This window comes from Parapedobacter sp. 2B3 (assembly GCF_041925275.1).
Taxonomy (GTDB): domain Bacteria; phylum Bacteroidota; class Bacteroidia; order Sphingobacteriales; family Sphingobacteriaceae; genus Parapedobacter; species Parapedobacter pyrenivorans_A.
On record NZ_JBHEUZ010000005.1, the window covers coordinates 117,079 to 130,379 of the forward strand.

At 51.5% G+C, this 13,301-nt stretch carries 8 protein-coding genes; 1 reads left to right on the top strand and 7 read right to left on the bottom strand.

What is annotated here, in order from left to right; translation table 11 throughout:
• The first annotated feature begins 3 nt into the window (after positions 1 to 3).
• Positions 4 to 1,272 carry a metallophosphoesterase gene (locus ACEVG1_RS07720; RefSeq protein WP_374743049.1) on the top strand — a complete coding sequence of 423 codons (1,269 nt, stop codon included), beginning with the start codon at positions 4 to 6 and terminating at the stop codon, positions 1,270 to 1,272.
• 25 nt (positions 1,273 to 1,297) lie between these two features.
• On the opposite strand, the gene ACEVG1_RS07725 is transcribed toward ACEVG1_RS07720, so the two are convergent.
• The 7 genes from ACEVG1_RS07725 to ACEVG1_RS07755 are packed head-to-tail and all read right to left on the bottom strand — an operon-like array spanning position 1,298 to position 13,187.
• On the bottom strand, positions 1,298 to 2,941 hold the full coding sequence (locus tag ACEVG1_RS07725) for a GH32 C-terminal domain-containing protein (protein WP_374743050.1): 1,644 nt from the start codon (positions 2,939 to 2,941) through the stop codon (positions 1,298 to 1,300).
• 51 nt (positions 2,942 to 2,992) lie between these two features.
• Positions 2,993 to 4,417 (bottom strand): DUF4998 domain-containing protein, encoded by a 1,425-nt coding sequence (locus ACEVG1_RS07730; RefSeq protein WP_374743051.1) that lies wholly within the window; start codon positions 4,415 to 4,417, stop codon positions 2,993 to 2,995.
• A gap of 21 nt (positions 4,418 to 4,438) precedes the next feature.
• Entirely contained in the window at positions 4,439 to 5,695 is a 1,257-nt protein-coding gene (locus ACEVG1_RS07735; protein WP_374743052.1) for a DUF4959 domain-containing protein, read from the bottom strand.
• 21 nt (positions 5,696 to 5,716) lie between these two features.
• Entirely contained in the window at positions 5,717 to 7,696 is a 1,980-nt protein-coding gene (locus ACEVG1_RS07740; RefSeq protein ID WP_374743053.1) for a RagB/SusD family nutrient uptake outer membrane protein, read from the bottom strand.
• A gap of 12 nt (positions 7,697 to 7,708) precedes the next feature.
• Positions 7,709 to 10,843 (bottom strand): SusC/RagA family TonB-linked outer membrane protein, encoded by a 3,135-nt coding sequence (locus tag ACEVG1_RS07745; protein WP_374743055.1) that lies wholly within the window; start codon positions 10,841 to 10,843, stop codon positions 7,709 to 7,711.
• 45 nt (positions 10,844 to 10,888) lie between these two features.
• The gene (locus tag ACEVG1_RS07750; RefSeq protein WP_374743056.1) at positions 10,889 to 11,818 is read right to left on the bottom strand and encodes a carbohydrate kinase; all 930 of its coding nucleotides are present in this window, start codon (positions 11,816 to 11,818) and stop codon (positions 10,889 to 10,891) included.
• A gap of 40 nt (positions 11,819 to 11,858) precedes the next feature.
• On the bottom strand, positions 11,859 to 13,187 hold the full coding sequence (locus tag ACEVG1_RS07755) for a sugar porter family MFS transporter (protein ID WP_374743057.1): 1,329 nt from the start codon (positions 13,185 to 13,187) through the stop codon (positions 11,859 to 11,861).
• Between the last annotated feature and the right edge of the window lie 114 nt (positions 13,188 to 13,301).

Here is a 13,301-nt window from a genome sequence, read left to right on the forward strand (position 1 = left end):
TAAATGGTTATTTTTAACAGCATAGTTTTACTCCTCATAGATTTTTATATCTACAAGGCATTGCGTACCACGCGGATACGATGGGCGGCTTCCCCGCTGTTCCCGAAAATCTGGTGGGGGTACAGCTTGCTCCTCACGGCCTGCATTTTTGTCAGCATCTATGTGAGCATACCGCTCATGTTCCGTTCCATCATCCTGGTAGCATTTTTCCTTACGTTCATCAGTAAGTTTACCTTTATCCTGGTTTTGCTTGCAGACGACATCCGTAGAGGAGGCGTGTGGCTGAAGCGACTGCTATTGCCGAAAAGAAAGCAGGTAGCGGCGGTAGACAGTGACGCACCACTGCCCGAGAACCCGGTAAAAGGGATCAGTCGCTCCCAGTTTTTGACCAAAGCGGGAATTATGTTGGCCGCCGCACCGTTAGCCCCATTGGGGTGGGGAATCATTTCAGGCGCTTATGACTACCGTGTTCGCCGTGAAAAACTTTACCTTCCTAACCTGCCCAAGGCATTCCATGGGATGAAGATTGGCCAGCTGTCTGACGTGCACTCCGGCAGCTTCTACAACAAAACTGCTGTGCAGGGCGGCGTGGATATGTTATTGGCTGAAAAGCCGGACGCCGTTTTCTTTACCGGCGATCTGGTCAATTACCTGGCCAGTGAAATGCGCGATTACCAAGACATCTTCACAAAAGTACAGGCACCGCTGGGTGTCTTCTCCACGTTGGGGAACCACGACTACGGCGATTACCATTTCGGTCCGGAACCATCTGCCGCAAAAGCAAAAAACCTGCAGGATGTAAAAGAAGTGCACAAGGTGATGGGCTGGGACCTGCTGCTCAACGAAAACCGCAGGCTGAAGGTGGGCAACGAGGAAATCGGCATCATCGGGGTCGAAAACTGGGGTACAGGCCGCTTTCCGAAATATGGGCGTTTAGACCGAGCAATGCAAGGAACCGACGACATGCCCGTTAGATTGCTGCTCTCACACGACCCTTCCCATTGGCGTGCCCAAGTGCTTACCCGGCCCGATGTGGACGTGATGTTTGCCGGCCACACCCACGGCATGCAGTTCGGCGTACGCATGGGCAATATCAAATGGAGCCCCGCACAGTACATCTACAAAGAATGGGCCGGGCTCTATAGGCAAGGGCAACAGCAACTGTACGTAAACACCGGCTTCGGCTTCCTTGGCTACCCCGGCCGTGTCGGTATCCTTCCCGAAATCACCGTCTTCGAACTAATTAAAGGTACGAACCCGGCGCGCGGCTAACTGGCCGAGCGCCGGATTCCCCCCATCAGTCCCAAATAGAGGTTACATGGAATACCTCCAGGTTTTTCACCTCGATATTGTTTCCCCAGAAGTGGAAGCCTTCCCTGTTTCTCTCATCGGGTCTCCGTTCCATTGAATAAGAGAACCTACCGCCGTCGATGAACACTTCGATGCTGGTCCGGTCGATATAAATATCGGCAGAAACCACCGTGCTCGTCATGTCTTCGGGCGAATAGAAGGACCCATTCAGTGTATTCCAGTTCAGATCGTAATCCACAATACGTTGTCCATACAGATTAAACCCGGCACCTGTGGCGTGCGACAGCTTCAGGGTGGTTCTTATCCGCAGGCGATCGGCATGGTCGAATGCATCCAACAATTCATTTGCTCGATCTGACGATAGATTTTCCCATTTTTCAACCGGCGTAAATAGCTGCTCGGTTTCCTTTACCGGCACATTGAACAGGCGGGGGCCATCTTTTGTTGTACGCAGGGTCAGTTCGGTAGGGAGCAGCATCATGCCGTTAAATGGCATCCCTGGATGGCTTATGCGGCCCCAACCGATTTGTACCCGCCTATCATCGGGCATGTTCGTGAACGTTTGGGCGGCATACATTGCGCCGGCGGTGTATTGGTGTTTGCCGGATTCGGGCGTAAACACCTTACCGTCAAATGACCCAAGCATATAGGTACCCGAGGCGCCATACATTACCCACTTGGTATTGCCGGGGTTGCCATCTACCGGCAGCTCGAACAGCTCCGGGCATTCCCAGAACCCCGTTACATGGCTTTCGTATTTCCAGTCTTTGAGATCGCCGGAAGTATAGATAGAGTGTCCGTCGCGTTCGTTGAGCACCATCACCCAATGGCCATCCGGCTCGTACCAGAAAACTTTCGGATCACGCGTGTCGCGGCTGTCCCATTTTTCTTTGGAATCAATAACCGGATTGCCTTCATATTTGGTAAATGTACGTCCGTTGTCGAGGCTATACGCAATGGCTTGTACCTGTTTTTCCGGACCATCTGCGGTATACGCCACCACCATTGCCGGCGTGTTGCCTTTGTTGTAGCCCGCAGTGTTTTCATAGTCGATAACGGCAGAGCCGGAGAACATCGTGCCCAGATGATCGGGAAACAACGCTACGGGCAATTCCTTCCAGTGAACCAGGTCCTTGCTCACGGCGTGCCCCCAATGCATGTTTCCCCATTCCTTTTCATAAGGATTGTGCTGGTAGTAGAGGTGGTACTCACCGTCGTGGTAAACCAGCCCGTTGGGGTCGTTGATCCACCCGCGGCGGGTACTGAAATGAAATTGCGGACGGTTTTTCTCTTTGTAGAGACTGTCCTGACCGACAATGGCGTCGTCCTGCAAAATTTTGCTCAAACCCCGGGCATCACCTTCGTAAGTAATCTTGACCGTTTTTCCCCTCAGGTGAGATACATCTTTGAATACCCAGTAATCTGGTTCTCCGGGTGCCAGCCGCACCACTACGGACAGGTCGGGCTCGCCGGCTACCTCGAAAGTCATCCTCGCACGGTCTTGCTGGTGCGATATCGGGAAGTTGAGGTACTTTTTGTTGATTTTAATCTCAATCTCTTCGGCAAAAAGCGCCAAGCTGGTGCAAAGAAACGTAAACAATGCGAATGCTACTATTTTAAGTTGTCTCATGTTTTCGGTTATTATTATGTGTATTTAATTTATCTTGTCGTTATTACCACCCTAATCATTCTTCACCTCGCGTACATAAACCATGTAATCATGGACTAGCAGAAATGTGGACGGTGATATTTCTATGGTATGGTCGCCATCCGACGACCACGTTTTTTCGTATAGCTTGCGTACCTGTCTTTCACCATATGTATTTACCTCTTCAACCAGCTCGCCGTCAACACGTACCTGCGCAATCGGGAGATCGTTGTTTGTCAGCCCGTACCAAGCGATATACCGGCCCGTGAAATTCAGCGCCACCGACCCCCACACCAACGTCGCGTCATCGTTCCGGTACGGTCCGGATTCCCAAATATGCTCAAAATTACCCATATAACGGTTCAGCGGGTTCGTCGATTCGACATATTCATAGACCAGCTCCCCCTCCACATGCTTATAATTGATAGCCCGTGACTGGATGCGGACAGATGACGCCTGTCCTTTCGGTTCGACCCTCCAGAAAAATTCATCGGGCGAAGTTATCGGATCATAATCGGAAAACACCTGACTGGTCGCCTCCTCTTTATCCATAAGGTAGGAACCCACATCGCCTACTTCAATGGTCTTGGTGGAAGACGGACTGAAATCCGGTGTTTTCGAAAACTTCAGCAGGTAACCGCCCGCGCCGTCCACCTTGGTCCAGGAAAACTCAAGTGGAAACTCCTCCTTATAGATGTTCAAAACTGCTGCAGGAGATGGGCTTTTCAGAAAGATGGCCGGCCGTGCCGATTCGGAAATACGCAGATTATAATACGTCTCCCATTCGGGAATCGTATCCAGAAGCGCTTGTCCGCCGATATAGGGAAGGATCTTTGCACTTATCTTAATGGGGACCTCAACCCCGACCTGGACTTCTTCAACAATAAAGCTGGGCAGCGTGCCCCCTTCAAACGACCGGACCCGTCCGTCTTTGTCTGTGTATTCAGCCGAATAGCCAAAGAATTGGTATAGATCTGATTCGATCGGTGCGGCCCATTCAACGACCGCAGCAGACGTGGACTCAATTACTTTGGGTGGCACCAGCGACAGCACGTCAAGGTCTGTTTTGGTAAAAGGCGTCAAACGCGCTTCCCGCGGGATGGATCGGTCGCCGTGTTCGTTTTCGGTGTAAATCCTGAAATGATACGTCCGTTGTTCGGTTAATCCCGTAATGTTCACCCACGAACACACGCTGTCGATGACAATGCGTTCGTCATCGTACTCGATAACGGTCTTCTCTGCCTTTCCCAATTTCATCTGGCTTGATGGGACTTTACCTTTCTTGCTGAGGTAAAACTCGACCCGTTCATAACCAAGTTTCCAGCTGATGGTATCGAAACTTGCCGGATAGATCATCTCTTCGGGTGAGAATTCCTTTATGTTATCGTAAATATTGGAACACGAGGCCAGTACGATTGCCGAAAGCGACATGGTCCACAAATAAACTAATTGCTTCATAACGATTATCACTAAATAAAACTACTTCCTTTTCCTACCATACAGTGTGATTTCGGAGAGACCCATCACACCGCGCCCGGTATAATCATTTTGGAATCCATATTGCGCTTCATAGCGGAACCAACGGGTAGGGGCGGAAAAGCGTGGGTCATCCGGGTAAAGGTATGCCATGTCACCGGCCTGTGCCATGACGCGGTACTGCTGGCCGGGCAGATCGGGCGGGAACGGTATTTTGTGCGTCCGCACCGAGTCCCAGCCCGCCCCGTCCCAGATATGGATACCGTAAACACCTACGTTCTCCCCACCGTAGTACCAACCCCGCCCAACCGGTCTCGAATCCCAGATATGATCCCTTTGGTGGGTGATGATACGGCTGATTTCCCATTCCTCGCCCAGGTCGATGATGAAGTTGGCTGGCAGATCTCCGTCGTTCACTTGGCCTGTCTGGCCTCTGGCCGCTGTATTGCCGAAATTCCTGTTCAGCCCATCGTCTATGATACCGTCGATAAGGAAACGTGCACGGCCCTCGAAGCCGTCCCAGAATCCCTGCGGCACTCCGCCTACCGAATCATTCGTTTGTGGAATGACCCATTTGTCCTTAGGGATTTCTTCGTCCTTTATCAGGTGGATCTCACTTTCGACGGTCTGACTGATGTTCCCGTAACGGTCTTCCGCAGCTACCCGAACCCGCACCGGCATAGATTCCGGTATTTGTCCGACAAGGACAAACCTCCGCTCGACCGTATCCGTAGAAGTGAAAATGGCATTCTTCTCTGAATCCCCGTATGCGTAGTTTACGTGGATATTGATCACTTGGCTCAATTCGTTTTCCCATTCCACATAGAACGACCCGAAGCCTCCCTTGGCCGCTATGCTACGGGCGATGCGGGAAATGCTGGGTTCCTTTGGGACCACCGTGATGGTCTGCGCCTCGGATTTGTTGCCCGCACGGTCCACGGCGTAAACGCTGACCTCCTTGGGAAGTGTATCGGGGAAGCCTTCCACGTCAATGGAGTCCGAAAAATAAGAAGATGAAAACCATACCTCCTGTCCTTCTTGATTGAGGTAGCTCGCATTAACCGTCAGCACATCCCGGTCCTCAGGGGGAGTGAAGTAAATCCGGGCACCCCCATAAAGCGGCTTATATACCGGGTCAACAAACGGCTTCCCGGGAGGGGTGTCATCCGCATAGTTAATTTTGAACCGTTCACTTTCCTTGCAGCCGTAAATGGCGCTAAAGGACACCACTATTATTATAATCTTAAATATGTTACCCATTGTCATTCAATTTATAAATCCTTAGTTTTCTGCCCCGGGCCATCCTGGATTCTGTTTTAGATTGGAGTTTATGTTGAGCTCACCGATGGGTATGGGCCAAAGATTATCGCGCATCTGGAAACTGCGGCCCTGCTTAATCGAAAGTATAAAAAAAGCCCCGAGCGACGATCCTTTTCCATTCCAGCCCATCGCCGGTTGATTAAATTCAAGGACAGCCCGCTTATACCGCCGCATATCGAAAAAACGGGCCCCTTCGAATGCTAGTTCGATACTACGTTCGCGTAAAATGATCTCCCGGAGCCTACCCTTATCCAGATGGCTGTTGATGTTGTTGGGGCTTACCAAAGTGGGGTTGGACCAGGCATCTTCTACGTCGGGGATACCTGCACGACGGCGCACCTTGTTGAGCGCGTCATACACCGCTTGGCTGGGGCCTTCCACCTCATTTAGGGTTTCCGCTTTCATCAAATATAGATCGGACAAGCGGATAATGGGATAGGGGAATGCTACCATGCGGGCCGAGTGCGCATTCATCGATTCAGGATGGACAAACTTTTGGACGCCTATCCCTGTCCAGAAAAAGTCGGTCTGCCCCGTGCCTCCATGCATGAAACTGATCCCGCCGTCAGTCCCAGGCAGCAGCATCGTGGGGATGGAACGCCTATACTGACGCCAATAGCCCCCGGTTATGCCAAGGTTAGCGTAGAAACGGGGTTCGCGGTCAAAATATAGATAGACGGTTTTCACGTTCGGCTGCAGGAAACCGGCATAAACACGATACGCCTGATCGGCGGAATCCGGAACTTCGAAGAGGTCATATTTGTCGCTCTGCGAAAACGTCAGGTCCACGTCAAGGGGAAGCCCGTTCTTCGTGTAATAGCGTTCAATTACGCTGTAATTCGCCCCCAGCCAATTGCCCACGTAGCCGTTACTTTGCCAGTCCGGGTCGGTGTCGTTGTTGGTCCGGATAGCACTGGCGTATTGAAGAAAGTCACCGCCGTTCCGGTCGCCTGTCCGCCCCCATATCAGTTCTTGATTCCAAGGATCCGGAATGGTCATTTTTACCGAAAAATAATCGGTCATCCGCTCGGGGCTTTGTTCCAAAAGGGCTTCATCTGCTTTGCTGAATGGCGCCCCTGTGAACCGGTATAACTCGTTAAAATTGCTCTCGCAAAAGGCAATAGCAGTGTTTACAGCATCAAGTGCATCCCGCCATTTCTGGGGATTTTCATCCACCGGAAAGTATGGCTGTCCATCGAAATCCAGGAAATCACTGTAATATTCGCGGTTGCCATTGAAGAAAGGGCTCGCTCTGAGCAGCATGACCCGTGCCTTGATCGCCAAGGCCACCCGCTTGTCGACCATCCCCAAATAGATGTCGGGCACACGGTCCTGCAAATCCGGAATCGCCTCGTCAATCAACCTGATGACATAATCGAAACAATCGTCTACCTTCTGGCGCTTCGGCAAGATCTGGTCGTCTGATTCATCCACATTCACCGTGCGATCGACGATAACGATGGGACCATAATGTTCGATCAGCTGGTAATGATAAAAGGCTTTAAGGAATTTTACCTGTGCGGTCCAGTCCTTTAACTCCCTTTCCGGCACGTTTTCAGCGAGCGATATCTTGTCAAGGAACGTGTTGCAGGCCCGTATACCCTTATAGAGGTGGGGAGCACCTCCACTCCCCGTCCATAACCCGTACATGGGATTACTATTGTTCTGGCCTCCCATCATAATCCCCAGGGGCGACTGGCGCCAAAGGTCGTTTTTATCGACCTCGCGTGACACCCACTCGTCGCCCAATAGAAAGGTCGAATTCGACATACTGTGGACCGGCGGCAGGAAACTGTATACTTTCGATAGCGCGTTAAGCGCCATCTCCCGGTTGGCAAAGTAATCCTCCAGTGTCACCGTGTTGTCAGGCACGATGCTGAGGTAATCGGAACATGCGGAAGACGACACGATAAGGACAAGGCTATACAGCAATTTTCTCATGATACGTTAGGATTAAAATGATAATTGGACTCCCATGTTAATACGCCTATTTATCGGATAAGCCAACCCGTTCCCCCCCATTTCCGGGTCCCAAAGCCTGAAGGAGCTGAGGGAAAACAGGTTCTCCCCGCTCAGGTAGATCCGCCCGCCGGCGATGCCTACGCGTCCAAGCAAGCCGGGGCTATAACCCACTTCCAGGGTTTTCAGGCGCATGAAACTCCCGTCGCGCAGCCACCATGTGGACGGTTGGACGTTGTTGTTCACCTCGTAGACCGCAAGCCGGGGCCAGAATGCATGGACATCGGGGTTGGTCTCGCTCCACGAATCGCGCGCGATGATAGCCGGTGCGTTGCGCCGGTTAACCAAGGGAGCAATCCCTGAAGGGTTGATAAAGAATGAAACCCGCGAGTTCCCCTGGAAGAAGAAGGAAAAATCCACCTTCTTCCAACCCAATGACGCCCCGAAACCGTATTGAAGCTGCGGCACGGTCGGATAACCGATGGGAATCCGGTCATTTTCGTTGATAACGCCATCCTGGTTCACGTCGGTATACTTGATGTCGCCGCGCATGTATGAACCGAAGGCGATCTGGCTGGGCGAGTTGTCGATCTCTTCCTGGTCGACGAACAGGCGTTCGGCCACATACCCCCATTGCTGCCCTATTGGCTGCCCGGCGGTGTACAGGTACCACTCTTTATAGGAAGGCTCGTCGGTCCGGACAATCCGATTGGTGGCATAAGTTGCGTTCACCCGGGCGGTCATCCAGAAGCTGTTGGAGAAGAAGTGCTTATAGTCAACAGACCCATCAATGCCCTGAGACTTCACCTTTCCGATATTTCCGCTTATTACCGCCTCATAGCCCATCGTTTGGGGAATGTTGTTCCTGGGCCAGTAAATCTTATCACGTATATTGTGGAAATAATCCACCTGGATATTCAGGCCATTCAACAGGCCCAGCTCCAACCCGAGGTTAGATATGGTTGACACTTCCCATTGGATATTCGGGTTATTGTATCGGGCAACACTGTATCCCTCGTACCGCTGGAGGAAATCCCTGCCCCATGAATACATACCGCCGCCGGCATATATGTCCGAAAGGAAGAAAAATCTGCCTGAGCGGCCGGCGATGGCGTCATTACCCACTTTTCCGTGGGTGAGTTTCAATTTTACAAGATCGAACACACGCTTCAGGCCGTCTGTGTAGTAAGGCTCATTGGAAACCACCCAACCAAAACCGATGGATGGAAAGAAGCCGAAACGATGCGACTTATCGAATTTCTCTGAACCATTGTACCCGTAAGAAGCTTCCAAAAAATAGCGGGAGTCATAGTCATATGTGAACCGTGAAGAGTTGCCGACATTCCGCTCGGGCAATGTCTCGTAAATAGAACCGTTTGACCCATTGGTAAGCAGCTTTTCTCCCGCGAAACCCACGGTCATAAATCCCAGGTTATGGGGGCCGAAACTGTTGTTCCAATTCAAGCGCCCCTCAAAATAGTAGTGCGTTTCGCCGTTGCGCCCCCCCGTGACATCACCCAGGCGGCCCGTTTCGTTCGGATTGAGCGGGTAAAGGGTGTATTCCTGGTTCTGGTCATCATAATTTTCAAGCGCGTAATAAACGGGGTTATAACTCCGCGTCTGCGACGAGGCGCTCCAGGTGTTCACCGAGGCTTTCAGTTCCAGCTTCAGGTTTTCCATAACATTGCCGAGATCTTGTTTCAGCGTGGCCTGGGCAGAAATATTGTTCTCGTCCGAGACCGTGTAGCCCCTGACCATTTCCGCAAAGGGGTTCACCAAGCCGGGATCGACCATGCCAAACATCGTGTTGCGCGTATACTGATGCCGCTCATCGGGCAGCCATACCGCCGGAAACTCAACAGGGTTGATGCCCATCACCATATCGAAGATCTCGCCCGCAGACCGGAATGGCGAATTGTATTTCTGAAACCTCCCGGAAATTCGGGTATCCAGCTGTGTCGTCTTGCCAAGGTTAAAAATAACATTGGTCCGGATACTATACCGGCTGATATCGATGTTGCTATTGAAATTGTTCAGGTTATCTTGGTTGTCCACCTTGAGCAAACCGGTTTCACGATCAACGCCTGCCGAAACGTAATAGGTAGCCACTTGCCCACCGCCCGACAGATTCATGTTGAACCTGGAGTTTACCGTATTGTTTTTCATCAATGCATCGTACCAGTTCACGTTAGGAAATACCATCGGGTTCTCACCTCGCAGCGTCGCCTGTATCTTTTCCTCGCTGTACCAGTTGCCCATCGGGACAATCTGGGCGGGGTCGCCCTCGTATTTCGACATCTCGTCATTGTGGCGTGAAAGTCGGGCCTCATTGTAAGCTCTCATATAAGAAACACCATCAAGGAGTTCGAGCATCGATGTGGGAGAGGAAACGTTCGCATCGAACCGCGCTGAAATCGCGACCCGTTCCCCCGCTTTGCCTGATTTGGTGGTAATCGATACGATCCCGTTTGCGCCACGCGCCCCGTAAAGGACCGTAGCGGACGCATCTTTCAAAATGGAAAAAGCCTCAATGTCATCCGGCTGCAACCGCGCAAGGTCATCCGTCGAGGCCTCAAAACCGTCGATGAGGATCAGCGGGTCGGCCTTGTAGCCGAAAGTGGTGACCCCCCGTATGAAAAACTGGGCATTATCCCTGCCGGGCTCACCGGTGGTCTGGTAAGAAATCAGACCGGGTATCTTGCCGGCAAACGAAGCGGTTAGGTTACTGCTTGGCACGAGCAGATCTTTGGTGTTTACCGTTGTTATCGAAGCGACAACACTTTCTTTTTTCTGGGTGCCGAAAGCCACAACAGTCACCTCTTCCAATTCGTCTGATACAGGAACCAGAGCAACTTCCAAATAAGTCCGCGCGCCCACATCAAGGGTCTGAGGCTCCATACCGGTAAACGAAAAAACCAATTTATCGGTGGGCAAGACGCTGATTTCAAAAGTACCGTCCTCGCCGGTACTAGCCCCCTTGGTCGACCCATCAACCATAATACTCACCCCGGCCAACGGCTCTCCCGTGTCCGCCGCCGCCACCTTTCCACCTACCCGAACCTGCTGGGCGGTCAAGTGTAGTGGAATGATAATCGTGAAATACAATAGAAAACTCCAACTTCTAATCATTTTTCTTCATTCTTTAGTTTGGTCTGTAACTTTTTATAGCATATCTCATTTTTTGAAAAGCACCCCATATGGACAACTTTCTAACATAAACCGATTAAAGCTTGCCACTGAATAGGATGGGCATGCGCCCGGTTGGGTAGCAACATAGGCTCCCATTGCTGTCGCAAACCCCAGTATATGTTCCATGTCCGCGCCCTTTAGTTTTTGTGCTATAAATGCGGCGAGAAAGGCGTCTCCACTTCCCACCGTATCTCGCACCTCCACCGGCACAGCAGGACAATTATATTGAGAGGTTGGGGTATAATAGGAGGCTCCCTTAGCCCCTTTGGTAACGATAATCTCCTGCAGATCATACCGTTCCTGCAACAACTCGACACCCCTGTGCTCCTGACCCGAATGATTCCCCAACCACGCAGAAACTTCAATCAACTCGCGGAAGTTCAGTTTGATGGCATCGGCTCGCTGCAATAACGTATCAACGGTTTCAGGGGTATAGTGTGGAGCCCGTAAGTTGATATCAAACAATCGGTAACGATTCGATTTATCCAACAGGCGCAGCAGTGTTTCGCGGCTTGCCGTATGGCGGCCAGCAAGACTACCATACACAAACACGTCAGCCGAGTCAATTAAGTCGTCAAAACGATCTTCGTATTCGATGGCGTCCCAAGCAACGGGAGTTACAATGTCATAATTGACCTCGCTATCTCCATCTAGGGCGACCAACACCTTACTGGTCGGATACATGCCGTCTTTCTGGACGAACGAAGTAGGTATGCCCATACGGTATAGGAAAGCCTGGAGCTCCTCGCCGTCGGCGTCGCATCCAACGCGGCTAATCAGGGCACTGTCAATTCCCAGCTGGCAGAGGTGATAAGCGACATTCATGGGGGCACCCCCTGGTTGCTTTCCGGCAGGCAACATATCCCAGAGCACCTCACCAAAGCATACGACCCTATTGTTTCTCCTGTTTATCATGGTTATTTCTCTCAATAAATCACGCCCTTCCCCTGTTTGGCTAATGCATCATCGTCCCACCGATCTGTTCCAGCGATTTTCCTTTCGTTTCGGGCATGAGCTTCCAAACGAAAAGCAACTGGAGGATCATACACCCCGTGAAAATCAGGAAAGTGGTACCACCGCCCAGGCTCGAACTGAGCATCGGGAACACGAAGGTGATAATAGCGGCCATTACCCAGTGGGTGAGGCTGCCCAGCGTTTGCCCCTTCGCCCGCACCTCGGTTGGAAAAATCTCGGAAATGAATACCCAGATAACTGCACCCTGCGAAAAGGCGAAAAAAGCAATGTAAATCATCAGATACGCCGTTACGGCAAGGCCATTGGGGTTTTCGGCGTAAAACGAGTGCGATACCATCGCCAGCGCAGCGATGAGGCCCACTGAGCCGATCAGCATGAGCTTACGGCGTCCCACCTTGTCGATCACATTGATGGCAATCAAGGTAAACGTGAAGTTCACCAAGCCGATGCCCACCGTTGATAGCAACGAACTCTGTGCACCGAGACCGGCCATCTCGAATACACGCGGCGCATAATAGATGATGGCATTGATGCCGGATACTTGATTAAATACGGCAAAGAGGATGGCCAAAAACACGGGGAACCGGTATTTCTTGCTAAACAACGAGGAGGATGCCCCCCCGTTGCCCATTGCTTTTGCCGAGGCCAGGATACTCTCCAGTTCGGCAACGTAATGGATAGGGTTGACTTTCTTCAGTATCCGCAGCGCTTCATCACGGTTGTTGCGATACAGCAGCAACCAGCGCGGGCTCTCCGGAACAAAATGGATAAGGATGTAAAATACCAGAGCTGGTATGGCCTGGACACCCAGCATCCATCGCCAAGCGCTTTCGCCCCCTTGCCCGATGAGGTAATTAGACAGGTAAGAAACCAGAATGCCCAGCACCACATTGAATTGGAACAGGCCAACCAGACGGCCGCGCTTGTCGGCCGGTGAAATTTCGGAGATGTAAATCGGGGCCGTGACCGATGATACGCCCACGCCGATACCGCCTAGAAACCGGAACAGGATAAAGAGATACCAATCGTGTGCCAACGCTGTGCCAAGCGCCGAAAAAAAGTACAGGGCGGCAATGAAGAACAGGGTCCGCTTGCGGCCGAACCGATCGGACGGGTAGGCGCCCATCAACGCACCCGCTACTGTACCCAGCAAAGCAATCGCCATGGTCACACCGTGTTCCAACGCGCTCAGGCTCCAGTATTCCTGTACGGCTTTCTCAGCACCGGAAATGACAGCAGTATCAAAGCCAAAAAGGAAACCTCCCAAAGCGACGACGAACGACCATGCGATTACAGTATTTTTTGTCATGTAAATTTATTTAAGATTTTTATTGGCACTAACGGAAGCAAATGTAGACGTGTCTTGAAAACCGGGGATTCAGGATTCTTTCAAATGCTATCGATTTTGCTCAAATAATGCAAC